Source organism: Streptosporangium sp. NBC_01755, from assembly GCF_035917995.1.
Lineage (GTDB): Bacteria > Actinomycetota > Actinomycetes > Streptosporangiales > Streptosporangiaceae > Streptosporangium.
Genome location: NZ_CP109131.1, coordinates 2,821,466 through 2,844,191, shown reverse-complemented (window position 1 = coordinate 2,844,191; position 22,726 = coordinate 2,821,466). Strand labels below are relative to the sequence as shown.

General features: G+C 68.2%; 22 protein-coding genes. 1 reads left to right on the top strand and 21 read right to left on the bottom strand.

Features of this window, described 5'->3' with window-relative positions; translation table 11 throughout:
* Positions 1 to 8: 8 nt before the first annotated feature.
* From hydA to OG884_RS12965, 14 genes are all read right to left on the bottom strand, one after another.
* Positions 9 to 1,424, bottom strand: a complete 1,416-nt coding sequence (gene hydA / locus OG884_RS13030; RefSeq protein WP_326645399.1) for a dihydropyrimidinase — start codon at positions 1,422 to 1,424, stop codon at positions 9 to 11.
* Positions 1,425 to 1,473: 49 nt separating this feature from the next.
* Positions 1,474 to 2,829 (bottom strand): aminotransferase class III-fold pyridoxal phosphate-dependent enzyme, encoded by a 1,356-nt coding sequence (locus OG884_RS13025; RefSeq protein ID WP_326645397.1) that lies wholly within the window; start codon positions 2,827 to 2,829, stop codon positions 1,474 to 1,476.
* A 28-nt stretch (positions 2,830 to 2,857) separates the two neighbouring features.
* Positions 2,858 to 3,421, bottom strand: coding sequence for an amino acid synthesis family protein (locus OG884_RS13020; RefSeq protein WP_326645395.1), 564 nt, complete (start codon positions 3,419 to 3,421; stop codon positions 2,858 to 2,860).
* A 110-nt stretch (positions 3,422 to 3,531) separates the two neighbouring features.
* On the bottom strand, positions 3,532 to 4,395 hold the full coding sequence (locus tag OG884_RS13015) for a nitrilase family protein (protein ID WP_326645393.1): 864 nt from the start codon (positions 4,393 to 4,395) through the stop codon (positions 3,532 to 3,534).
* Positions 4,392 to 5,876 carry an NAD-dependent succinate-semialdehyde dehydrogenase gene (locus OG884_RS13010; protein WP_326645392.1) on the bottom strand — a complete coding sequence of 495 codons (1,485 nt, stop codon included), beginning with the start codon at positions 5,874 to 5,876 and terminating at the stop codon, positions 4,392 to 4,394. Before OG884_RS13010 ends, OG884_RS13015 begins: the two co-directional genes overlap by 4 nt.
* 46 nt (positions 5,877 to 5,922) lie before the next feature.
* Positions 5,923 to 6,714, bottom strand: coding sequence for an IclR family transcriptional regulator (locus tag OG884_RS13005; protein WP_326645390.1), 792 nt, complete (start codon positions 6,712 to 6,714; stop codon positions 5,923 to 5,925).
* 116 nt (positions 6,715 to 6,830) lie between these two features.
* Positions 6,831 to 8,000, bottom strand: coding sequence for an ABC transporter substrate-binding protein (locus OG884_RS13000; protein WP_326645388.1), 1,170 nt, complete (start codon positions 7,998 to 8,000; stop codon positions 6,831 to 6,833).
* Positions 8,001 to 8,045: 45 nt separating this feature from the next.
* Entirely contained in the window at positions 8,046 to 8,873 is an 828-nt protein-coding gene (locus tag OG884_RS12995; RefSeq protein ID WP_326645386.1) for an ABC transporter permease, read from the bottom strand.
* Positions 8,870 to 9,664, bottom strand: a complete 795-nt coding sequence (locus OG884_RS12990) for an ABC transporter ATP-binding protein (protein ID WP_326645385.1) — start codon at positions 9,662 to 9,664, stop codon at positions 8,870 to 8,872. Before OG884_RS12990 ends, OG884_RS12995 begins: the two co-directional genes overlap by 4 nt.
* A gap of 35 nt (positions 9,665 to 9,699) precedes the next feature.
* Positions 9,700 to 10,545: an ABC transporter permease gene (locus tag OG884_RS12985; protein ID WP_326645382.1), complete on the bottom strand. Its 846-nt coding sequence runs from the start codon at positions 10,543 to 10,545 to the stop codon at positions 9,700 to 9,702.
* A 673-nt stretch (positions 10,546 to 11,218) separates the two neighbouring features.
* Positions 11,219 to 11,593 (bottom strand): nuclear transport factor 2 family protein, encoded by a 375-nt coding sequence (locus OG884_RS12980; RefSeq protein WP_326645380.1) that lies wholly within the window; start codon positions 11,591 to 11,593, stop codon positions 11,219 to 11,221.
* Between the two features lie 112 nt (positions 11,594 to 11,705).
* Positions 11,706 to 12,161 carry a hypothetical protein gene (locus OG884_RS12975; RefSeq protein WP_326645378.1) on the bottom strand — a complete coding sequence of 152 codons (456 nt, stop codon included), beginning with the start codon at positions 12,159 to 12,161 and terminating at the stop codon, positions 11,706 to 11,708.
* A 17-nt stretch (positions 12,162 to 12,178) separates the two neighbouring features.
* Complete coding sequence (locus OG884_RS12970; protein WP_326645376.1) at positions 12,179 to 12,766, bottom strand: hypothetical protein; 588 nt, start codon at positions 12,764 to 12,766, stop codon at positions 12,179 to 12,181.
* 593 nt (positions 12,767 to 13,359) lie between these two features.
* A complete protein-coding gene (locus OG884_RS12965) occupies positions 13,360 to 14,274 on the bottom strand; it encodes a LysR family transcriptional regulator (RefSeq protein ID WP_326645374.1) in 915 nt (304 codons plus the stop codon).
* A 314-nt stretch (positions 14,275 to 14,588) separates the two neighbouring features.
* Here OG884_RS12965 and OG884_RS12960 point away from each other — a divergent pair, with 314 nt between their 5' ends.
* Positions 14,589 to 14,984, top strand: coding sequence for a VOC family protein (locus OG884_RS12960; RefSeq protein WP_326645372.1), 396 nt, complete (start codon positions 14,589 to 14,591; stop codon positions 14,982 to 14,984).
* Between the two features lie 48 nt (positions 14,985 to 15,032).
* On the opposite strand, the gene OG884_RS12955 is transcribed toward OG884_RS12960, so the two are convergent.
* From OG884_RS12955 to OG884_RS12925, 7 genes are all read right to left on the bottom strand, one after another.
* The gene (locus OG884_RS12955; RefSeq protein ID WP_326645370.1) at positions 15,033 to 16,205 is read right to left on the bottom strand and encodes a glycine C-acetyltransferase; all 1,173 of its coding nucleotides are present in this window, start codon (positions 16,203 to 16,205) and stop codon (positions 15,033 to 15,035) included.
* Positions 16,206 to 16,358: 153 nt separating this feature from the next.
* On the bottom strand, positions 16,359 to 17,387 hold the full coding sequence (gene tdh / locus OG884_RS12950; RefSeq protein ID WP_326645368.1) for an L-threonine 3-dehydrogenase: 1,029 nt from the start codon (positions 17,385 to 17,387) through the stop codon (positions 16,359 to 16,361).
* Positions 17,388 to 17,693: 306 nt separating this feature from the next.
* Positions 17,694 to 18,770, bottom strand: coding sequence for an SPFH domain-containing protein (locus OG884_RS12945; RefSeq protein WP_326645366.1), 1,077 nt, complete (start codon positions 18,768 to 18,770; stop codon positions 17,694 to 17,696).
* A 68-nt stretch (positions 18,771 to 18,838) separates the two neighbouring features.
* Positions 18,839 to 19,276 (bottom strand): NfeD family protein, encoded by a 438-nt coding sequence (locus tag OG884_RS12940; RefSeq protein WP_326645364.1) that lies wholly within the window; start codon positions 19,274 to 19,276, stop codon positions 18,839 to 18,841.
* Positions 19,277 to 19,378: 102 nt separating this feature from the next.
* A complete protein-coding gene (gene fahA, locus OG884_RS12935; RefSeq protein ID WP_326645362.1) occupies positions 19,379 to 20,515 on the bottom strand; it encodes a fumarylacetoacetase in 1,137 nt (378 codons plus the stop codon).
* Positions 20,515 to 21,354, bottom strand: coding sequence for a hypothetical protein (locus OG884_RS12930; RefSeq protein ID WP_326645360.1), 840 nt, complete (start codon positions 21,352 to 21,354; stop codon positions 20,515 to 20,517). Before OG884_RS12930 ends, fahA begins: the two co-directional genes overlap by 1 nt.
* A 142-nt stretch (positions 21,355 to 21,496) precedes the next feature.
* Complete coding sequence (locus OG884_RS12925) at positions 21,497 to 22,666, bottom strand: homogentisate 1,2-dioxygenase (RefSeq protein ID WP_326645359.1); 1,170 nt, start codon at positions 22,664 to 22,666, stop codon at positions 21,497 to 21,499.
* Between the last annotated feature and the right edge of the window lie 60 nt (positions 22,667 to 22,726).

Below are 22,726 nucleotides of genomic sequence, written 5' to 3'. Positions count from 1 at the left end.
GTCGGGGGTCAGAAGAGGTGGGGCTTGCCCCGGGTAAGGAAGGATCCGCGACCGGGCTTCCCGTCGAAGGCTCCGTCGTTGACGAGGTGATGGCCGCGGGAGAACACGTGGACCGGTCGTCCGGTCACCCGCATGCCGTCATAGAGGTTGTAGTCCGTGCGCATGTGCGAACCCGCCGTGGTGATGACGTGGTCCGCCGCGGGATCCCACACGAGGAGGTCGGCGTCCGCACCCACGGCTACCAGACCCTTGTGTGGGAAGAGTCCGAACAACTTGGCCGGACGCGTCGCCACAAGGTCGACGAACCTGCACATGTCAATCCGGCCCGTCTTGACTCCTGTCTCCCAGAGAACCATGAGCCGGTCCTCGACTCCCGGAACCCCGTTGGGAACCTTCGGGAAGTACCCGGGGCTTCGCAGTTTCTGCGGGGGGAGATCGTCGGGTTGCTCCAGGCAGAAACCCGCGTGGTCGGTGGCCACCGTCGACAGCGCCCCCACGGTGAGCGCCTGCCACAGGCCCTCCTGGTTGCCGCGCTCCCGGATCGGCGGCGAGCAGAGGTAAGCGGCGGCTTTCTCGCCAAGCTCGGCGTAGTCCTCGTACGCGACCGCGAGATACTGCGGGCACGTCTCCCCCCACACCAGTGAGCCCCGCCCCCTCGCCTGGCCGATCTCCGCCGCGGCCGTCGCGCTGGAGACATGCACCACGTAGAGGGGACTGCCGACGGAGTCCGCCAGGACGATCGCCCGATGCACCGCTTCGGCTTCGGAGTCGTGGCCGTGCGCCGTGGCGTGGTAATTCTCCGCGGTACGTCCGCTCTCGATCAGCAGGCGGGTCTCTCGGGCCACCATGTGGCCGTTCTCGGCATGCACCATCGGCAGCACGCCGTACTCGACCGCGAGTTCGAAGCCTTCGAGCAGTTGGCCGTCGTCGACCATCTGCGTGCCGGGGTAGGCCATGAAGAACTTCCAGCTCGACGCGCCCTCTCCTGCCAGGCGGCGCAAGTCGTCCAGCACGTTCTCCTGCTGGTCACGTGGCGGCACTATGGCGTGCAACCCGAAGTCGACGACGGCCTTCTCAGCGGCCACGTCCCGGCGACGCATATATGAGTCGAGGAGGGACTTGTCGGGCTCCTTCTTCACGAAATCGATGACCGTCGTCGTCCCGCCGTGTGCGGCCGCGATCGTGCCGCTGTGGAAGTCGTCCGCCGTTCGGGTCGTGAAGCCGTCGATCGGGTATTCCAGATGCGTGTGCACATCGATCCCGCCGGGGAGGATGAGTTTCCCGGTCGCGTCGATGACCTCGTCGGCCGACCAGCCGTCGCCGAACCCGAGCGCGACAACGAGACCGTCGCGCACCAGAACATCGGCCCGGACGGCGGCGTCGGCGTTGACGACGGTACCGCCTTTGATGAGCGTCGATCCCATCGTTCTCCTTCTTGAACGGCCGGTCACACCAGCTAGGTGGTCAGTCTGATCAGCCGGTGTAGTGCTCGTCGGCCAGCGTGAGCACCTCGTCCAGCACGTCGAGAGCCAGGTCGATCTCCGACTCGCGGATGATCAGGGGCGGGGTCAGGCGCAGCACGTTGAAGTTCGCCGTGAGGTACAGGCCACGCTCCATCGCCGCCTTGAGCATGCGACTCACCGGTGCGGCCGCGGGGCCCTTGGCGTTGAACGGCACGAGCGGTTCGCGCGTCGCCCGGTCCTTGACGAGCTCGACTCCGTAGAAGAGGCCACGGCCACGAATGTCACCGATGCTCGGATGCCTGTCCGCCAGGGACGCCAGCCCTTCGCCAAGCCGCCGGCCCATGAGCCGGGCGTTCTCGACGACACCCTCGTCCTGCATGATGCGCAGAGAGGCGACACCGGAGGCACAGGCGAGCGGGTGTCCCGCGTAGGTGAGACCGCCCCAGAACATGTTGTCACGCAACCAGTCGGAGATCTTCTCTGACACGGTCATCGCACCCAGCGGGATGTAACCGGAGTTGAGCCCCTTCGCGGTGGTGAGGATGTCCGGGGCGACGGCCCAGTGGTCGCAGGCGAACCATTCGCCCGTCCGGCCGAATCCCGACATGACCTCGTCGAAGATGAGCAGGATGCCGTACCGGTCGCAGACCTCCCGAAGGGAGCGGAGGTATCCGTCAGGCGGGTACAGAAGTCCGTTCGTTCCGGTCACCGGCTCGACGATCACGGCGGCCACGGTGTTGGGGTTCTCGTACTGGAGGATCTCCTCCAGGTGCGGTCCCCCCGAGCAGACAGGGCACGGGTCGGGGTGGCCCGCGGGACAGCGGTACGTGTACGGATCGAGCATCCGCACCACGCCGGTCATGCCCGGCTCCGCCGCCCAGCGACGCGGGTCCCCGGTCAGCGCGATGGCCCCCGCGGTCGCCCCGTGATAGGAGCGGTAGCGAGCCACGATCTTCTGGCGGCCGGTCACGTGCCGGGCGAGGCGCACGGCGTTCTCGTTGGCTGCCGCACCACCGGTGGTGAAGAAGCTCATCTTCAGGTCACCGGGCGTCAGCCCGGCCAGCATCTCGGCCAGCTCCGCCCGGGACCGCTCGGCGAAACCGGGGCCGATGTAGCACAGCTGTTCAGCCTGGCTGCGAATGGCCTCGACCAGCCTCGGGTGCTGGTGTCCGAGGTTGAGATTGACCAGTTGCGATTGGAAGTCGAGGTACTTGCGGCCTTCGTAGTCCCAGAACCAGGAGCCCGAGCCTCCGGCAACCGGAATGGGGTCGAGCGCGCCCTGGACCGACCAGGAGTGAATGACGTACTCCTTGTCGGCCTCCTTCACACGCCGGCCGGTCCACGTCTGCGCGTCGATGACGGTCATCGGATCGCCTTCTCTCATCCCGTAGGTGTCACTGGGTCTTCGTCTCGGCGCCGAACACGGCCAGGCGGGCCAGGGGACGACCGGCGTTGGCGGCCGCGCAGATCACGAGGATCTCGCGGGGGCGAGGGACGTCGGACACCTGGAAGGTCACCGTCTGATGGTGCGATCGGGTCTTCGAGTCGAGCTTGTGCTTGAGCGGGATGTCGATGGGGCTGCCTGGGAGACCGACCTTCTCGGCGGCGGGCAGAAGTTCGGTGCCGCCGGCCGCCTTGCGGAAGACGTTGCCGAACCGGAGGTTGTGGATCAGGGCCGAGCCGTGCTCGACCTCACCGTCGATGCCGACGAGCGCCGCCTTGCCGAACGCCTCCACCTCGTCACCGAGCAGGTCCACGCAGGCCGGGCCGACAAGTTGCCCGATCTCCTCGCCCAGCTCGTCAGCGAGCGTCACCAGGTCCTCGACGTACTCGCTCGGGTATGGGTTGGCGATCACCGCACCGACGAATGCGACCCGATGCGGGCGTTCGACCGGGCGCCCGTTCTCAAGCATGGTCTCTTCGAGATGCTTGATGATCTTGCGGACCTGGATGCTCACTTTGCCTCCTCGGATGGTTCATCTGGTGAACCATTGGTTCAAATTTTGCTGACGGGCGGGGATTGTGTCAAGGGACTTCGAGGATGGAAAGCAATCCCGCGGTGGCGGGATCAGTCCCGTCGACCGTCCTGGGCACACCGCGCGTCGCGGGTCACGTAGAGATCAGGGCGGCGGTCCGCCAGCGGCTGGTTGAACGGGTTGCCGTGCCGGGCTTCTCGCGACCCGATGAGGTCGATCTCGGCGAGCAACATCTCTTCGCCGTCGTTGCTCGCGGGACCCGCGAGGATCCAGCCGTCAGGGCCGACGATCACCGATCTCCCGACGAACTCCTGGCCACGCTCGACACCCACCCGGCTCACGCCCGCGACATAGGACTGGTTGCTGTGCGCACCGGTCATGCACATGAGGGTGGCCATGGCCGGCACATCGGCCGGCTGGCCCGGCACGGGGACCCAGTTCGAGGGAAGAACGATCAGGTCGGCGCCTTGGAGAGCCGCGCTGCGGAAGGTCTCGGGGAACCACGCGTCGTAGCAGATCCCCACCCCGATCCGTCCCAGCGGCGTGTCGAAAACCGGAAACCCCGCCTCGTTGCGGCCGTAGACGACCTTCTCGTCGTTCCAGAGATGGGCCTTGCGGAACGTCCCGACGTGCCCGTCCGGGCCTATCAGCACGGCCGAGTTGTACGGCCGGCCGCCTTCCCGTTCGGTGACACCGGCGACGATCCAGAGATGGTGCCTCCGGGCGAGTGCGGCCCAGGCTGAGCAGGCCGGTCCGCCGGGTACGTCCTCGGCGTACCGAAGGGCCTCGGCACGGTCCGCGAAGACGTACCCGGCGGAGGACGCCTCGGGAAGGACGACGAGCCGCGCACCGGCCTCGGCTGCTTTGGTGATCCACTCCGACGATCGCTCGATGTTGCCGGCGACGTCACCGAAGCGCGGGCGCAACTGCACGCCCGCGAGGATGAACTCGGTCACCACGGCGCCCTGATGGACATGTACTTGACCTCGAGGTACTCGTCTATCCCGACCCGGCCGCCCTCACGCCCCAGACCGGATTGCTTGACCCCGCCGAAGGGAGCCGCCGGGTTGGAGATCACGCCCTGGTTGAGGCCGACCATGCCGCTCTCAAGGCGCTCGCAGACGCGCAGCCCCCGGTCGAGGCGTTCCGTGAAGACGTACGCCGCGAGGCCGTACTCCGTGTCGTTGGCCATGGCGACCGCGTCGTCCTCCTCGTCGAAGGTGATGATCGGCGCGACCGGGCCGAAGATCTCCTCGCGAACGGTCCGGACGCCGTGGGGCACCCCGGCGAGGACGGTCGGCCGGTAGAAGTTGCCGTCGCCGGCCAGCGCCTCACCGCCGGTCAGCACTTCGGCTCCGGCGGCTCGTGCCTCGTCGACCAGCCCGGCCACGCCGGCGAGGGCGCCCCGGTCGATCAGGGGGCCCACCTGCGTCGACGGGTCGAGACCATGGCCCACGGTCAACGAGCCCAGCCGTTTGGCGAGCGCCTCGCTGAAGTCCCGGGCGACTCCCCTCTGGACGTAGAACCTGTTCGCGGCCGTGCATGCCTCACCGATGTTGCGCATCTTGGCCTGAACCGCGCCCTCGACCGCCAGATCGAGGTCGGCGTCGTCGAAGACGATGAACGGCGCGTTCCCACCGAGCTCCATTGACGTGCGCAGCACCTTGTCCGAGCACTGCGCGAGCAGAGTGCGGCCGACCTCCGTTGAACCGGTGAACGAAAGCTTGCGCAGTCGCGAATCGCGCAGCAGCGCCGACGTCACCTCTCCCGACCTCGATGTGGTGAAGACGTTGACCACCCCGGACGGCAGGCCGGCATCCTGGAGGATCCCCACCAGCGCGAGCATCGACAGCGGTGTCTGTCGTGCCGGCTTGACCACCACCGTGCAACCGGCCGCGAGCGCGGGCCCGATCTTGCGAGTGCCCATCGCCATGGGAAAGTTCCACGGGGTCACCAGCAGGCTGGGGCCGACCGGCTGCCGGGTCACGACCACGCGCGACCCGCCGCCGGGGGCGACCAGGTAGCCGCCGTCGATGCGGACGGCCTCCTCCGAGAACCACCGGAAGAACTCGGCCGCGTACGCGACCTCGGCTTGCGATTCGGCCAGCGGCTTACCCATCTCCAGCGTCATGAGCCGCGCGAGATCGTCCCCGCGGACGAGGATCTGCTCGAACGCCCGTCGCAGGATCTCCCCTCGTTCACGAGGTGGCGTGGCGGCCCAGGACGCCTGCGCGTCGGCAGCGGCCGAGAGAGCCGCCAGACCGTCCTCGACCCCGGCGTCGGCGACCTCGGCGATCGTCCGGCCGGTGCCGGGGTCGTCGACGGCAAGCACGGCGCCGGAGTCGGACCCACGCCACTCGCCGCCGACGAACACGCCTTTCGGCACACTGTCGGCAATGCTTTCGGCCGCGGCGATCGTGTCGGTAAGAGATGTCATGGGCGAACTCCTTTGTCGCGCCCCTTGGCGCCGATCAGCTGGTGGCCTAGCGCCCGGTCAGGGCACTCGGCAGGATGATGTCTGTGACGCTCAGCAGTTCACTCAGCCCTCGAGCGGCCTTGATCACTGACTCCGCCACCGAATCGATACGGTCACGCGTGATGCGATAGGTGGGGCCGCCGATCCACACCGCGTAGGGCGTCGAGTCCCGGACCCGTACTGGCGCGGCCACGGATGCCGCGCCGACTTCGAGCTCGTCGTAGGCGAGGGCGTAGCCGTTGCGGCGCACCGAGCCCAGCGACTCGATGAACGCGTCCAGACCTCCCAGCTCCTCGGGCGCCTTCTCCGAGAACTCGGCTGCGAAATCCGTCCGCACCGCCTCCGGATCGAGGGCGGCGAGCAGAACCTTGCCGGTCGAGGTCGCCCACACAGGCTGGGTCCGCGGGACGGGCTTGAGCGTCTGCCCGATCAGCGAGGGCCCCGAAACCTGTGCGACGACCATGACGTTGGGCGCCAGGAGCACGTCGAACCCGGAGGTCTCCTTGGTCTCCTCGGCGAGCTGCCGCAGGACGCCGCGCATGTGACCGTAGGCGCCGTCGCTGTCCAGCAGTCCCCCGACGATCGAGAGAAGGCCGAGTGAGACCCGATAACGCCGAGTGTCCGGATCAAGTGTCAGCCAGCTCTCCCGTTCGAGGACGGTGAGCACGCGGTAGCACGTCGCCTTGGGGATGCCGGCCTCCCTGGCGACCTCGCTGAGCCCGACGCCCTCCGGGTGGGCGGCCACGGCACGAAGCAGCCAGATAGTCCGGCGGACAAGTCCCGCTTCACTTGGTGCCATTGTCTCCTCCGTTGAGGTGATGTGATCGACGGTTGCGGCCATCATCGTGGCAGGCTCGCTGGCTGTTGTCCGTGCCTTACGCGGACTTATGCCGCGTAACGCACGGATATCGTCTGCTACTTGCCTCCGGCGGTTAGCTCTACGGTCTCCGGCTTGTAGCCATCGCCGGTGACGTCGAATCCCTCCGCCTTCAGTTCCTGGTCCGCCTTCTCGGTGAGGTCCCCGCGGAAGGCGCCCTCACCGGGGTCGGCCTTGAGCACCTTGGCGTCGACTGCGATCTTGATGGTCTGGTCCCATGCCTTCTGGTCGATGGTCCCGATACCGGCAGGTGAAGGCCACACGAGCTTGTTGACCTCGTTCAGCATCCACGTCTGGTGGCCCTTGCCGAGCGCGCTGCCGTTGTTGAGGACGACCTCGACACAGCCGGCCAGGTCGTCCCGGCAGAAGCCCCAGCCCTTGTACGTCGCCTTGAGGAACTTCACGGCGATGTCCTTGTTGGCATCCTGGGCCAGCCAGTCGCCACGCGCGTAGATACCGTCCTCAAGGCTCGTGTATCCCGCGTCCTGAAGGCTGATGGCCGAGAAGTCCTCCGGCTTGTACAGCGCACCGGTCTTGGGGTTGATGGTCTCCAGAAGCTGGGCGTACTCGTTGTAGATCTTGGCCTGGGCCGCGTCGACCTCCCGCTTCAGCAGCAGCGACATGTCGAACGGCTGCTGCACGACGGTGACGTCCTTGTCCGGGTCGACGCCGGAGCCCCTCATCGCCGCGAACAACACCAGCTCGTTGCCGAACCCCCAGCTGCCCACCTTCTTGCCCTTGAGGTCCGCGAGCTGCTTGATGCCCGAGTCCGCCCAGGCGACCTGCAGGTAAGCACCGCGCTGGAACACCTGGCCGATGTTGACGAGGTCGGCTCCCTGCTCCCGGGTGACCATCGTCTTGGTGACGTGGCTGACCGCGAACTCCGCGTTGCCCGCCGACAACACCTGCTGCGGCACGATGTTGACGCCACCCTCCTGGATGGTCACATCGAGACACTCGTCGGCGTAGTAGCCCTTGTCCTTGGCGGCGTAGTAGCCGGCGAACTGCGACTGCGCCACCCACTGGAGGACGAGCCTGACCGGGGTTCGCGTCTGGCACGACGCGGTGTTCTCCGCGCCGGATCCGGACACCGGGGCCTCCTCCGACATGCCACAGGCGGACAGGGAGAGCGTGGCGGCGACCACCAAGGCGCCGACGACGCGGCGATTGACTCGTGGGCGCGCGAGGCGCCGAAGGGAGCGGGGCATTGTGACTCCTTCAAGAAGGTAAATCGTGGGGGGAACGACGGGAGATCACGCCTCGTCGCTGTGAATCGACTCGTGCCAGGGCATCAAAAGACGTTCGAGCAGCGACATCAGTCCGAACATCGCGAGCCCGAGCAGGCTGGCTACGAAGATCCCTGCCCATGCTTCGGCGAAGCGCGGCAAGGCCGCCTGATAGGCGATGTACACCCCGAGCGCATTGCTTGGCCCCCCGAAGTACTCGGTCACGATGACGCCGATGACGGCCAGGGTGGACCCGAGCTTGAGCGCGTTGAAGAGATAGGGCAACGCGTTGGGGAGTCGCAACATCAGGGAGATCTGCCGCGGTTGTGCCGCCAGCGACTCCATGAGCTCCAGGTGCAGCGGTGAGACCTGGAGCAGACCCCTGGCCGTGTTGACCAGGACGGGAAAGAACACCATGACCGATGCGACGCCGGCCTTGGAGGCGATATTGGTCACGCCGAACCAGTTGTTGAAGATCGGCGCCAGCGCGACGATGGGAGCGCAGTTGACGATCACGGCCATCGCCAGAACCGGGCCCGACACCTTGTGAAAGCGGCTGACCACCAGCGCGACGAGGACGCCGGCGACGGACCCGAGAACGAGGCCGAGTAGGACCGCCTTAACGGTGATATTCGAGGCCGAGAGGATCGTCGGGAGCTGCGATGACAGCGCTGAGGCGATTTCACTCGGCGCGGGCAGGATGAACGACGGGACCTGGAACAGCCGCACCACAAGCTGCCAGGCGCCCAGGATGACGACCGCGGTGACCAGGACCGGCAGTCCTCGCCTGATGGTCGCCCCGGCCCGCCCAGCGGTGATCGGCATCGAACGCCTGCTTCCCGTACGGACGCTCATGGCGCGTCCTGGGCGACTGACATGCCATGCAGAGCGGACCTGACCTCAGTGATCTTTTTGAAGTACTCGGGTGTCGTGCGTGTGGCGGCGGAACGCGGGTACGGCAGATCGACGTCGATGCTGGCGGCGATCCGCCCAGGACGAGGGGACATCACCATGATCCGCGACGACAGGAACACGGCCTCTGAGATGCTGTGCGTCACGAAGACGACGGTCGTCCTCGTGTCGGACCAGATCCGGAGGAGCTCCCCCTGAAGGCGTTCCCGGTTCATCTCGTCAAGTGCGCCAAGTGGTTCGTCCATGAAAAGGATCTTCGGATCCGCGGACAGTGCCCGGGCGATCGCCACTCGCTGCTGCATGCCGCCGGAAAGCTGCCACGGGAAGTGGTGAGCGAACTCGGACAGGCGGACGAGTTCGAGCATGGACGTGGCCTTGGCCCGCCGAGTCCGCTTGGCCACGCCGGCGACCTGAAGCGGCAACTCCACGTTGCGCTGGACGTTTCGCCAGTCGAACAGGCCGGCCTGCTGGAAGACCATCCCGTAGTCACGGTCTCGCCGTGCGGTGTCGGGTGTTTTGCCGTTCAAACTCACGGAACCGCTGGTGGGTTGGGTGAGGTCCGCCAAGATCCGCAGGAGCGTGCTCTTCCCGCAGCCGCTCGGACCCAGCAGTGACACGAACTCGCCTTCGGCGATGGACAGGTCAATGTCCGTCAGCGCCGTTACAGAACGGTCTGTCCCGCTGTTGAACTGCTTCGTGACGCCGCTGACACTGATGATTGCGGATTCAGGCATCGTGGGCTCTCCAGGGATCGGAAGAGAGATGGCGGTCATCGGGTGTGCCGGTTGCGGAGGGCGAATCGCTCGATCCAGCTGAGGAACTGGACGAACACGATCCCCGCGACGGCCGCGACAAGGACGGCGGCGTACAGCTTCTCGGGGCCGTTCGAGTAGTAGTAGGCGAAGGTGAGGATGGCTCGGCCGATTCCTCGTCCCGTGCCGGCCGACAACTCGCCCACGATGGCGCCGACGACACTGGCCGTGGCGGCGAGTCGTAGCCCCGCGAAGACGTACGGCAGCGCCGCGGGCAGGCGGAGCCAGAACAGGAACTGGAGCCTCCCGGCGCCCACGCTGCGCATGAACTCCGTCTGCACCTTCGGCGGTGACTTGAGTCCTCGCAACGCGTTGATCGTCACGGGAAAGAACGCCAGGTACGCCGCGATGCCGGTGACCGCGACCCACGGTGGCAGTCCCGCCTTGCCGCCCCAGATGACGATCATCGGGGCGATGGCGACCAGCGGAATGGTCTGCGAGGCGATCAGCCACGGCATGAGGCCACGCGAGACCGGCGGGATGTGGAGGAAGACGATGGCGAGCGCCAGCCCGAGGAGCGATCCGGCCACCAGGCCGTAGGCGGCTTCACGCAGCGTCACGGAGGCTTCCCCGAGCAGGTACACGCCCAGGCTGGTCGGGTTCCCGCGCCGGGCGGGTTCCACCAGCGCGCCTAGGATCGTGCCGACGTGTGGCATGGACAGATCGTCGGTCGCGACTGGGAATGGTATTCCGAGCAGTCGATCGCCTGTCGCCTGGCCCAGCGCCTTGTAGCCCTCCCAGAGCGCGGCCAGGAAGGCCACAACGGCAAGGCCGACCACCCCGCTTGTGAGTCGGGATCTCAAGGCCGCTGTGGCTGTGTCCGTGATCGCGGCCTCCCGCTTTGGAGGGGGGTCCGGGGTGATGGATGCTATGGGGGGGCTCTTCATGGCCGTCATGCCGGTTCACTCTCCGGGTCGTGGGGAGAGACATGTCACGGTGCAGGCGTTCATCGCTTGCGGTGAACCATCGGATCACTCAGCGATCCGATGGTTCAATGTAGGTGCGGCGTTCATCCGCCGTCAATGGTTCGCATGAAACTTCATGTGTCACCGGTCGCGCCTCGGCAACCCGTCCGAAACCCGTAGGCTGGCGGAAAGTGGTGATCTCTGGTGACCTGCGCATACTCCTGGATCGGCAGACCCGCTCAGCCGAGGTGACGCGCCGCTCCCGGCACCCGCTGGGAGCCCCGAACCACCCCAGGCGGGTAGAGCGGCATGCGGGTCGTCCCCCACGAAGGACCTGCGGCATGTGCCGTTCCAGCTCCGCTTCCCCCGTTGGAGCACCCCGCCGGGGGGCTCATCCCAGTGCCGGAACCTGGCTCACGGGCGCCGCCACGTGGGAGCGATGGGCGCCACGACGCTTCGCGTAGGCCGAATACATCTTCGGTCATACCGAATATCAACCCTGCGGAGACGGGGCCGGCGCGGCGTCATCGCGGTGTGCCGGAGCGCGTCCAGCACTCGGGTGAATCGGAAATCACTCCTGAGAGTCGGCGAAGATGACTATCTCGTCGATGTCGCCCTCGACGGTGACGTGCACCACGTCCATCCCGGTCAGCAGGCTCCGGCCTGAGGCGTCCTCGTAGCGCCACCCGAAACGGGCCCACTCTCCCGGTGCGTCCACCCGGGTCGTACGGACCATCCGGCAGGGACCCGACGGGTGCCCCCGCACCACCTCGGTGATGAAGTCCTCGACCGCCTTGCGCCCGATCCCTCGGCCCAGCGGACCCCAGAAGACGACGTCGCCGGTAAGGGCGCGGCTCAGCAGCGTGGCCCGCCGCGCCGGATCATCGGCATTGGTCGCCGCGATGAAGGCGTCAATGGCGTGATCATGAAGGGCGTCATCCGTCACGTCGCGATACTAGCCAGCGGATCCGCGTCACGAAGATGTGAAGTCACCCAGATCATGGAAGTCACCGTTGCCGACTTCATTTGACTGCTGATGCCTTCGGGTCTTGGCGCTTTCAGAACAGGCCAAGGTGGTCGAGGAGCTTGCCGGTGGCGTCGAGCAGTGCGCGTGCGGCCGCTATCGCGCGATCTGCTTCCGTTGTTTCCACTACCTCGTCGGGGAACTCCGGATATTCGAGCTCGTTGCGCCTGCGGCGCATGGTGCCGTACGGCTCGAACGTGGGGCCGAACTGCCGGATCACGGTTTGCTGGACGGCATAGTGGCCGCCGGAGGTTGTGGCTCGTAACCCTTGTTGCGCCAGTAGACCGGCACAGGCGAAGCGCGCCGCGTCGTAGGCGAGTGTGTAGGCGGAGTTAGGATCGGTTGTTCTGAGCCCTTCGGCGCTGGCGAGGGTGGTGGTTGCCTTCTCCAGCCATCCACTGCCGTCGGCGGCCTCGCCTCGGACGCGCTGGAGTTCGCCGGAGGTCAACATCCGCTCGACGTCGGCCTCGCCACGTGTCCACCGTGTCATGGGGCGGGTTTCTCCGATCAGGCGTGGATTTCGGCGGTCAGGTCGATCACGGGGGCTGACTTGATCTGTCTGATGAGGGCGTCGGCCTCCGCGTTCCAGCGGTGGGTGGAGGCGAGGACGGGATTGACCGGCATGCCGATGCGTTCCTGAGCACGGTCGGCGGCGGCATAGAGGGCGGTCCGATCGACCTCACCGACGACGAGTATGTCAATGTCGTGGGGAACAGGTCCTGGATTTCCGGCATGACGGGCGGCCCACGAGCCGAAGATGAGCAGGCGCTCGGTGCCGGGGACGCCGGCGAACTCCTCGCTGATGATCGTGTGAGGGCCGTACATGTAGTTCAGGATCTCGGTCACGGGTCGGAACAGCGGATGGTCGGGATTGGCATGCAGGACCTGGGAGCGTCCGATCTCGACCGTAGTGATCAGCTGTGCGTCGATGAGGCGATGTACCTCGGCATGCAGGGTGGAAGGTGCCATGCCCAACTCTCGGGCGAGAGAGGCAAGGGTCCAGTTCTGCCGAGGCCGCAGATAGACGGCGGCCAGGATCTCCGCCTGCGTTCGGGTTTTGAAGATGGGAACGATGGGCGCCGCAACGCTTCGCATAGACCGAATGTATCTTCGGTTATACCGAATGCCAATCCAGCGAGGACGGGGCCGGGGTCGTGTCGTTCTCCGGGTGGGCTGGGCAGGCCTCCCCGTGGAGAGCGGGCTCGGACGGAACCCGATGTGGCCGACCGGTGTGGGTCTCTCGGAGCTCTACGCCTCCAAACGGATGTCTCGCCGTAGGGGAGATCGTCGAGGCTTCCCGCTTCAGTGGCCGGAGCCGGTTGGGTAAAGCTTTCTCGGCAAAACGCCCGCTCACGCGTCCGGCGGCCCTTCGCTTGTCGAAGAAGTCGCCAAATGGGACTTTTCGGGCAGGTGGCAGGTATGGATCTTGTGCTTCACGCGGTGATCATAGGGATAGCCGCCGCGGTCGCCCTGGTGGCGACGGTCGGTGGCCGTTACTGGCATTGTCGGCGACGCCGTCGGTCTCGGCTGGGAAGGGCCCGGCTCCGATGCCGTCGAAGGCGCTCGGTCCGATCTCCTTGAGCCCGAGGACCCGGGGTTTCAATGCCGGAAGGCGGCCCCGGGATGCCGCCGGGTGCGCGTCGGCCGCCCCCACGGGCTGAATCCCCGGACTCAGGCCGGGGAGCGCGTCAAGGTGACGGGGTCCGGTCCAGGGCCGTCGCGGTGTGCCGTAGGGCGCCCAGCAGGGGGATGAGCAGGGGGTGCCGTTCCGCACCCCGGCGTACGGCGGTGAAGACCCGGCGTTCCGGGCCCGCGACCCGGCGGATCACCACCCCGGACAGGTCGGTGCCGCGCAGGGCCAGGCGTGGCACCATCGCCACCCCGGCCCCGGCGGCGGCCAGCGCGACCACCGCGCTGAAGTCGTCCGAGGAGTGCGCGAACTCGGGGGTGAAGCCCGCGTGCTCGCAGGCCAGCGCGATCACGTCGTGGCAGGGGTTGCCCGGGTAGGGGCCGATCCAGGTCTCCCCGGCCAGGTCCGCGACCGTCACCTCGCGCTCTGAGAGGGCATGGTCCCGGGGGAGCACCACGTCGAACGGTTCGGAGTAGAGCGGGATGCGCGACAGGCGCCGGTCGTCCTCGGCGGGGGCTCCGCGATACTCCACGGCCACGGCCGCGTCCACCGCGCCGTCCAGGACCATGGTGAGGCTCTGGTCGCCCTCGGCGTCCAGGACCCGCACCCGGATGCCGGGTTCCTTGTCGTGGAGGACGCCGATCGCCGGGGCCAGCAGGAGCCCGATCGCGGTGGCGAAGGAGGCCACCTTCACCTCGCCCGCCGTACCGGCGGTGTAGGCGGCGATGTCGGCCTCGGCACGCTCCAGCTGGGCGAGGATCTCGTTGGTGTGGCCGAGGAGGATGCGGCCGACGGCGGTCAGCCGTACGCCCCGGCCGTCGCGGTCGAGCAGCCGGTGGCCCACCTCGTGCTCCAGGGCGGCGAGCTGCTGGGAGACCGCCGAGGGGGTCAGGTGCAGCGCGGCGGCGGCCGCGGTGACCGTGCGGTGGTCGGCCACCGCGCGCAGGGTCCTGAGCCGCCGTGTCTCTATCACCTCCGTATTGTCGCCGAGGTCGCTCGTACGCTCAGCGGCGGGCCGGTGAATGCCTTTGGGGACACCGCTCCCATTGGCATGACCCCGGCCGAACCGTCTGATGCGAGCTTCCCGCGGACCCGCCGTCCCATGGACTCGCCGTCCTGCTGACCGCGTCCGTTTCCTACAAGACCGCAGCGGGGAGGCGGGGTTAGGTTGAGCCGTACCAGGGGGATCCACGGTCCGGTGTTCCGGCCGGTTACGCGGGTCTCGGCGGGCCGAGGGCGGCCCGCGATCTACATCCCACCGCGAACCCACGATCGGAGACATTCGATATGAAAGCCCAACTGGACGTCATCGGCATGGTCGTCGAGGACATGGGCCGCTCGCTGGCCTTCTACCGGCTGCTCGGCCTGGAGGTGCCGCCGGAGGCCAACGGGCAGCCGCACGTCGAGGCGGTCCTGCCCGGCGGTCTGCGCCTCGCCTGGGACACGGTCGAGACGATCCGCTCGTTCCACCCCGACTGGCGGCCCGGGAACGGGCAGGGGATCTCGCTGGCGTTCCGGTTCGACACCCCGGCCGAGGTGGACGAGGCGTACCGGCAACTGGTCCTTCTCGGATACGAAGGGGACAAGGAGCCGTGGGACGCGTTCTGGGGGCAGCGGTACGCGGTGATCCACGACCCGGACGGCAACGGCGTCGACCTGTTCGCTCCGAGCACGGAGAGCTGACCGGGGGTGAACGGCGCGCGGGTCAGTCCCGCGCGTCGTGGCGGACGATCAGCCGCGGGCCGTGGCGAACGCCTCCAGGGCTCGGTCGACGTCCTCGGTGGAGTGGGCCGCGGAGAGCTGGACCCGGATCCGGGCCTGGCCGTGCGGGACGACGGGATAGGAGAAGCCGATCACGTAGACGCCCAGCTCCAGCAGGCGTTCGGCCATCGCGGCGGCCTTGGCGGCGTCGCCGATCATCACCGGGACGATGGGGTGGTCGCCGGGCAGGATGTCGAACCCGGCTGCGATCATCCCGGCGCGGAACCGCTCGGTGTTGGCGCGCAGCCGCCGGCGGGCCTCGTCCGAGCCGCTGATCAGGTCGAGGACGCGCAGCGACGCGGCGGCGATCACCGGGGCCAGGGAGTTGGAGAACAGGTAGGGGCGCGAGCGCTGGCGGAGCAGTTCGCAGATCTCCTCGCGGGCCGCGACGTAGCCGCCGCTGGCCCCGCCGAGCGCCTTGCCGAGCGTGCCGGTGAGGATGTCGACCCGGTCCCGCACACCGTGCAGCTCGGGGGTGCCCCCGCCGTGCTCGCCGACGAAGCCGACGGCGTGCGAGTCGTCGACCATCACCATGGCCCCGTACCGCTCCGCCAGGTCGCAGATCTCCGCCAGCGGCGCGAGGTAGCCGTCCATGGAGAAGACGCCGTCGGTGACGATCAGCCTGCGCCGGGCGTCGGCGGACTCCTTGAGCCGTGCCTCCAGCTCGGCCAGGTCGCGGTTGGCGTAGCGCAGGCGCCGGGCCTTGGACAGGCGGATGCCGTCGATGACGCTCGCGTGGTTGAGCGCGTCGGAGATCACCGCGTCCCGGTCGTCGAGCAGGGTCTCGAAGATGCCGCCGTTGGCGTCGAAGCACGAGCTGTAGAGGACGGTGTCCTCCTGGCCGAGGAAGGCGGACAGCCGCGTCTCCAGCTCCTTGTGCACCTCCTGGGTGCCGCAGATGAAACGGACCGAGGCCATGCCGAAACCCCAGCGGTCGAGGGCCTCCTTGGCGGCGGCGATCACCTCGGGGTGGTCGGCCAGGCCCAGGTAGTTGTTGGCGCAGAAGTTCAGCACCTCACCGCCGCCGGTCACGGCGATGTCGGCGCGCTGAGGGGTGGTGATGACCCGCTCCGGCTTGAGCAGCCCGGCGGATGCGATCTCGTTCAGGGTGGTACGGAAGTCGTCGCGGACGTTGTCGAACATCAGGCGGTCCAATCCAAGGTGATCTTGCCGGTTTTGCCGCCGGCGGCGGTGTCGAAGTCGCGCCGGACGCCGGACATCAGGCGGTCCAGTCCAGGATGATCCTGCCGGTTTTGCCGCCGGCGGCGGTGTCGAAGTCGCGCCGGACGCCGGACATCAGGCGGTCCAGTCCAGGATGATCTTGCCGGTCCTGCCGCCGGCGGCGGTGTCGAAGGCCGCGTCGAAGTCGCGGTAGGAGAAGCGGTCGGTGATCACGGGGGACAGGTCGAGGCCCTTCTCCAGGAGCACGGACATGGCGTACCACGTCTCGTACATCTCCCGGCCGTAGATGCCCTTGATGGTGATCATCGAGGTCACCACGGTCGCGAAGTCGACGGCGAACTCCTCGGCGGGCAGCCCGAGCATGGCGATCTTCCCGCCGTGCGACATGTTGGCGATCATGTCGCGGAGCGCCTGCGGGTTCCCGGACATCTCCAGTCCCACGTCGAAGCCCTCCCGCATGCCGAGTTCGCGCAGGCCGTCGGTGACGGACTTCTCGGCGACGTTCAGCGCCAGGGTGACGCCCAGCTTGTTCGCGATGGCCAGCCGTTCGTGGCTGACGTCGGTGATGACCACGTTGCGGGCGCCCACGTGGGTGGCCACCGCGGCGGCCATCAGCCCGATCGGCCCGGCCCCGGTGATCAGCACGTCCTCGCCGACCATCGGGAACGTCAGCGCGGTGTGCACCGCGTTGCCGAACGGGTCGAAGATCGCCGCCACGTCCAGGTCCACCGGCACCCGGTGCACCCAGACGTTGGAGGCCGGGAGCGTCAGGTACTCGGCGAAGGCGCCGTCCCGGTTGACCCCCAGCCCGATCGTGCTGCGGCACAGGTGCCGTCGTCCGGCCATGCAGTTGCGGCACTTGCCGCAGACCAGGTGCCCCTCGCCGCTGACCAGGTCGCCGATCGCGATGTCCTCCACGCCCGGCGCCACCTCGACGACCTCGCCGCAGAACTCGTGCCCGATGACGAGCGGGATCCGCAGGGTCTGCCGGGCCCACGCGTCGAAACTCCGGATGTGCAGGTCCGTCCCGCAGATCCCGGTCCGCAGAACCTTGATCAGCACCTCCCCGGCGCCGACCGACGGTTCCGGTACGTCGGTCAGCCACAGGCCGGGTTCGGCCCTCTCCTTGACCAGCGCTTTCATCACGGATCCCCCCTCAACTCCGAACCCTATGCACTGTGCCCGGCCGCCTTCGGGGGTGTCCATCGCGGTTTTCTTAACCCTGCCCACAGCGTTGCTTCACGCCCGGTCCTCGCTTCTAGCGGCATACCCGGACATTTGATCGCAAATCGGCCAGATGGGCGGTTCCCGTAACGGGACCAGTCTTCTCACCGAGATCGATCCCCTCGACGGAACCGGCTGTCCCAGCGGAACCGGCCCCAACGGGGACGGCCCCTGTCGCGACGATGATCGTCGTGACAGGGGCCTCGGAGCAGGGAGCGTGCGGGGTCAGGGGGTGGTGCGGTGGTGCTCCTCCTGCGGGACCGAGAGGCCGTCGGCGGGCAGGGGGGCCGGGGCCGCGTTGAGCTGGCGGGGGCCCAGATCGGCCTCGGCGGCCTCGGCGACCGCCTCGGCGGCGGCCTGCTCGGCCTGCTTGCGCTCCTGTTCGGCGGCCTCGTTGACCCTGGGGGCCTCGCGGGTGGCCGCCGACTGCGGCAGCGCCTCGGTGAACGCCCTGGAGACACCCTGGATGGCCGAGGTGACCTCGCTGGGGATCACCCAGAACGTGTTGTTCGGGCCCTTGGCCAGCTCGGGCAGCACCTGGAGATACTGGTACGCCAGCAGCTTGGGGTCGGGGTCGTTGCGGTGCACGGCCTGGAAGACCTCGTCGATGGCCTGCGACTGGCCCTCGGCCTTGAGGATCGCGGCGCTCCGGTCACCCTCGGCCCGCAGGATCGCGCTCTGCTTGTCACCCTCGGCGGTGAGGATCTGCGACTGCCGCTGACCCTCGGCGTTGAGGATCGCCGCGCGCTTGTCCCGCTCGGCGCGCATCTGCTTCTCCATCGCCTCCTTGATGCTCTTCGGCGGGTCGATGGCCTTGATCTCCACCCGGTTGACCCGGATGCCCCACTTGCCGGTCGCTTCGTCGAGCACGCCACGGAGCTGGCTGTTGATCGTGTCGCGCGAGGTCAGCGTCATCTCCAGGTCCAGCGAGCCGACGACGTTGCGCAGCGTGGTGACCGTGAGCTGCTCGACGGCCTGGATGTAGTTGGCGATCTCGTACGCCGCCGCCCGGGGGTCGGTGACCTGGAAGTACAAAACCGTGTCGATTTCGACAACGAGGTTGTCTTCGGTGATCACCGGCTGGGGCTGGAAGGAGACGACCTGCTCGCGCAGGTCGATCATCGGATAGACCCGGTCGATGTACGGGATCACGAAGTTGAGGCCGGGCTTGAGCGTGCTGTGGTAGCGGCCGAGCCGCTCCACGTTGCGGGCCCGCGCCTGCGGGACGATGCGCACCGAGCGAACCACGGTGAACACCGCCAGCAGGACGATGAGAAGCCCGGCTATGAGCACAGCGTCCATGAAGTCACCAACCTGATATCTAGAGCGGATGCCCTGTCCTTCAGGGCGGGGAGGAAGTCCTTCATCGTTCAATCCCGGGGATACACGAGAGCGGTCGCGCCCTCGATCTCGATGACGTCGACGGTCGCCCCGGCGGGTATCACCAGGGTCTCGTCGTAGGCTCTGGCGGACCACTCCTCGCCGCCGATCCGCACCCGGCCGTCCTGGCCGGTCACCTCGCGCAGCACGTACGCGGATTTGCCGACGATCGCCTGGATCCCGAACCGCTGGCTCCGGGGTTGCAGCGCGCTGAGGTGGCGCTTGGCGATGGGCCGGACCACGACCACCCCCGCGCCCAGGGAGGCGACGAAGGCCAGAAGCTGGAGCGGAATCGGCAGCCCGAGGCCGGCGACGACGGAGGCGACGAGGGCGGCACCCCCGAGCAGGCCGAGAGCAGTGGTCAGGGTGAAGATCTCGGCGATTCCCAGCACGAGCGCCAGAATCAGCCAAATGACCCAGTAATCCATGCTCCGGCCCTCCTCCTTAGTCAACGGATCAGGCGTCCTGGAGGTTCCTTTCCCTACCGTATGTCTTCCGCCGGACGCCTGTCAGGAGCGCTCGTGCCCCGCCTACCTCGCGGGCTCGATCTTTCCCGACACCTCGCCCAGGGTGATCACGGTTCCGCCGGGTCCCGGGGCCGTCGCGGTGATCGTGACGGTGTCCCCGTCCTCCAGAAAGGCCCTGACCGAGCCGTCGGGCAGCTTGAGCGGCTCGGTCCCGTTCCAGGTCAGCTCGATCAGCGAGCCGCGCTCGCCCGGCCCGGTGCCGGAGATCGTGCCGCTGGCGTAGAGATCGCCGGTGCGCAGTGCGGCGCCGTTGACGGTCATGTGGGCGAGCATCTGGTCGGGTGTCCAGTACATGTCCCGGTACGGGGGGCGGGAGACGACCTCGCCGTTCACCGCGACCTCCAGCCGCAGGTCGAGCCCCCACGGTTCCGAACGGCGCAGGTAGCCGAGCGGCTCGGGATCCTGTGCCCTGCCCTCGACGCGCGCCTCGGACAGGGCGGCGAGCGGGGTGACCCACGGCGAGATCGAGGTGGCGAAGGACTTGCCGAGGAACGGGCCAAGCGGGACGTACTCCCAGGCCTGGATGTCGCGGGCGCTCCAGTCGTTCACCAGGGTCACGCCGAACACGTGGTCTGCGAACCGTCCGGCCCGGTCACCGAGGGCCGTCGGCGCGCCGACGACGAACCCCAGCTCCGCCTCGATGTCCAGCTTGACGGACGGGCCGAAGACCCCCGCGCCGCGCTGCCCGGACGGCCGGGTGATCGGGGTGCCGGAGGCGACGACGGTCCCGGCCCTGCCGTGGTAGCCGACCGGCAGGTGCCGCCAGTTCGGCTTGAGCGGCTCCTCGTCGGGGCGGAACATCCGGCCCAGGTTGGAGGCGTGCTCCAGCGAGCAGTAGAAGTCGACGTAGTCGGCCACCTCGATCGGCAGGTGCAGCGTCACCCGCTCCAGCGGGACGAGGTGCGGCTCGACCACCGACAGGTCGGTGCTCAGCTTGTTCTGGATCAGGGTGCGGGTGTCCCGCCACGCGACCGGACCCCTGGCCAAGAAGGCGTTGAGCGAGCCGGTGGCGAACACCTCGTCGTGCAGGGCTCCGGCGAGGTCGACGACATGATCGCCGTACCGGACGCCGACGCGGGGGATCTCCCCCTCGCGGCGTGAGAAGACCCCGTAGGGCAGGTTCTCCAGGCCCCAAGCCATCACTTGCTCTCCTTCGTTGTGTGTACGGCCGCGGCCGGGCGCCGGGCGATGAGACCCAGGGCCGTGAGGTCCTCGATCGGGGTGCTCGTGCTGCATGATCCGTACGACACCAGCAGCTCCCTGGCCCGCGTCGCGATTTCCTGGGGTACGGCCCGCGCGAGCCGTACCAGCTCGCCGACGTCCGTCAGCTTCAGTGCCGGTACCGGATCGCGGCCCTCCGTGGCCGCGCAGACCGCGAGGACCAGGTTGAGGAAGCCATGCCGGTCCACCCCCAGCGCGGAGTCGAAGTGGCGGACCGCGTTGTGCAGGCCCGCGGTCGCCTTGAACGGCACACCGTGCTCCGCGCAGTGCGCGATGACGGCGCCCAGGTCGACGGCGCTGGGAAAGGCATCGGCGGTCAGCCCGCCGCAGCGGAACTTCAGTCCGGGTCCCGAGCCGCCGTGCGGCAGGGACCCACGGTCGTCGAGAGGCACCTCGACGAACAGCCCGGCCCCGGCGGGCAGCCGGTCGGCCAGCCGCTCCGACACGGCCTGAGGTGTCTCGTCCGGTGCCTGCCGCACCTCGACCAACTCGACGGTGAGGTCATCGAGTGGCGGGAGGTCGGGGGTGTCCAGGATCAGGCCGAGCCGGATCGGGAAGGTCAGGTGGTCGCGGAGCTCCGCCAGGCGGCCGGCCGTGCAGAGGAACCGGTGGGTGAGCACCGGGTCGTTGCCTGCCAGGTCGTTCCTGTGCCGTTCCAGGGCTTCGGCCATCGGCAGCCCGGTCGGCGGGAAGAGCCCGGCGTCGTCGACGAGCCCCCGGAAGAGCGTCGCCGTTCCCATTCCCAGGTTCGTGTTCATGTCTGTACCCATGGCCCTGCCCATACCCAGTGGCGATCCCGTGACCGGGTCCGCCCCGCACCTGTACTCGGGGTGGCCGAGGAAGCGGGGTCTGTGCTTGGGCCGGCCGTGGGAGCCGAACCCGCCGCCGGGCACCCGCCCGTCAACGGGCCCACGTCCACGCGTAGCCGGGGTCCTCCACCGACAGGCCGGCGGGGCCGAGGTCGAGGGGGCGGAAGGTGTCGACCATCACGGCCAGCTCGCTCGTCTGGGTGTGGCCCTGCCGGACCGCCTCGATGACCGCCTCGACGGCGCCGGGCTGCGGGCCGTGCGTGAACCCGGCCGGGTGCAGCGAGACCGAGCCGACGTCGATGCCCGAGCCCCTGCGGGCCGTGTAGTCGCCGCCCGCGTAGAACATCAGCTCGTCGGAGTCGACGTTGTGGTGGTTGTACGGGATCGGGACCGCGTCGGGGTGGAAGTCGAGCGGTCGGGGGCAGAACGAGCAGATCACGAAGTTCGGGCCCTCGAAGGTCTGGTGCACCGGCGGCGGGGCGTGGGTGCGCTTCACGACGGGCTCGAAGTCGTTGATGTTGAACGCGTACGGGTAGAGGCAGCCGTCCCAGCCGACCACGTCGAACGGGTGGTTGCGGTAGACCAGCCGGGTCAGCCCGCCGCGCGTGCGGACCAGCACCGGCACCTCCTCGCCCTCGACGATGAGCGGCTCGTCAGGAGAGCGCAGGTCGCGCTCGCAGTAGGGGGCGTGCTCCAGGAACTGGCCGTGGGTGGACAGGTAGCGCTTGGGGGGCCGGATGTGTCCCGCGGCCTCGATGGTGAACGCCGTGACGCGGCCCTGCGGCACCCAGCGGTGGATTGTTCCGGTGGGGATGACGACGTAGTCGCCCTCACCTGCCTCGATCACCCCGTACGTCGACTCGAACCTGACCCGCCCGCTCGCGATGTAGACGCACTCGTCGCCCATGGAGTTGCGGTAGAGCTCGCTGGGCGCCTCGCTCGCGGTGTACGACATGCGGACGTCGGCATTGCCGGCGAGCAGCCCGCGCCCGGTGACCAGGTCGCCCCCGACCGGTAGGTCCTGGGTGCGCAGGTGGCGGGGGGAGAGGGGCAGGTTGGGGGCGAGCCGGCCGGCCTCGGTGGGTTCGACGGCCTCGGCCTTGATGATCGCCGTGGGGAGATGGCGGTGGTAGAGCAGCGACGAGTCGCTGGAGAACCCCTCCTCACCCATCAGCTCCTCGGCGTACAGCCCGCCGTCGGGCCGCCGGAACTGCACATGCCGCTTGCGAGGTATCTCCCCCACGACCCGGTAGTACGGCATCCACTTCCCCCACCTTGTCCGCTTATCGGACGCATATGTCCTTTATATGAACAACCATCC

Excerpts from the sequence above, each read along its gene's own strand:
- fahA (WP_326645362.1), bottom strand. The coding sequence starts at position 20,515 with ATGGCTTGGGGCCTGGAGAACCTGCCCTACGGGGTCTTCTCACGCCGC.
- OG884_RS12930 (WP_326645360.1), bottom strand. The coding sequence starts at position 21,354 with ATGAACACGAACCTGGGAATGGGAACGGCGACGCTCTTCCGGGGGCTC.
- OG884_RS12990 (WP_326645385.1), bottom strand. The coding sequence starts at position 9,664 with ATGCCTGAATCCGCAATCATCAGTGTCAGCGGCGTCACGAAGCAGTTC.
- OG884_RS12925 (WP_326645359.1), bottom strand. The coding sequence starts at position 22,666 with ATGCCGTACTACCGGGTCGTGGGGGAGATACCTCGCAAGCGGCATGTG.
- OG884_RS13025 (WP_326645397.1), bottom strand. The coding sequence starts at position 2,829 with ATGACCGTCATCGACGCGCAGACGTGGACCGGCCGGCGTGTGAAGGAG.
- OG884_RS12970 (WP_326645376.1), bottom strand. The coding sequence starts at position 12,766 with ATGCGAAGCGTTGCGGCGCCCATCGTTCCCATCTTCAAAACCCGAACG.
- OG884_RS12960 (WP_326645372.1), top strand. The coding sequence starts at position 14,589 with ATGAAAGCCCAACTGGACGTCATCGGCATGGTCGTCGAGGACATGGGC.
- hydA (WP_326645399.1), bottom strand. The coding sequence starts at position 1,424 with ATGGGATCGACGCTCATCAAAGGCGGTACCGTCGTCAACGCCGACGCC.
- OG884_RS13005 (WP_326645390.1), bottom strand. The coding sequence starts at position 6,714 with ATGGCACCAAGTGAAGCGGGACTTGTCCGCCGGACTATCTGGCTGCTT.
- OG884_RS13010 (WP_326645392.1), bottom strand. The coding sequence starts at position 5,876 with ATGACATCTCTTACCGACACGATCGCCGCGGCCGAAAGCATTGCCGAC.
- OG884_RS12955 (WP_326645370.1), bottom strand. The coding sequence starts at position 16,205 with ATGTTCGACAACGTCCGCGACGACTTCCGTACCACCCTGAACGAGATC.
- tdh (WP_326645368.1), bottom strand. The coding sequence starts at position 17,387 with ATGAAAGCGCTGGTCAAGGAGAGGGCCGAACCCGGCCTGTGGCTGACC.
- OG884_RS12975 (WP_326645378.1), bottom strand. The coding sequence starts at position 12,161 with ATGACACGGTGGACACGTGGCGAGGCCGACGTCGAGCGGATGTTGACC.
- OG884_RS12945 (WP_326645366.1), bottom strand. The coding sequence starts at position 18,770 with ATGGACGCTGTGCTCATAGCCGGGCTTCTCATCGTCCTGCTGGCGGTG.
- OG884_RS13000 (WP_326645388.1), bottom strand. The coding sequence starts at position 8,000 with ATGCCCCGCTCCCTTCGGCGCCTCGCGCGCCCACGAGTCAATCGCCGC.
- OG884_RS12995 (WP_326645386.1), bottom strand. The coding sequence starts at position 8,873 with ATGAGCGTCCGTACGGGAAGCAGGCGTTCGATGCCGATCACCGCTGGG.
- OG884_RS12940 (WP_326645364.1), bottom strand. The coding sequence starts at position 19,276 with ATGGATTACTGGGTCATTTGGCTGATTCTGGCGCTCGTGCTGGGAATC.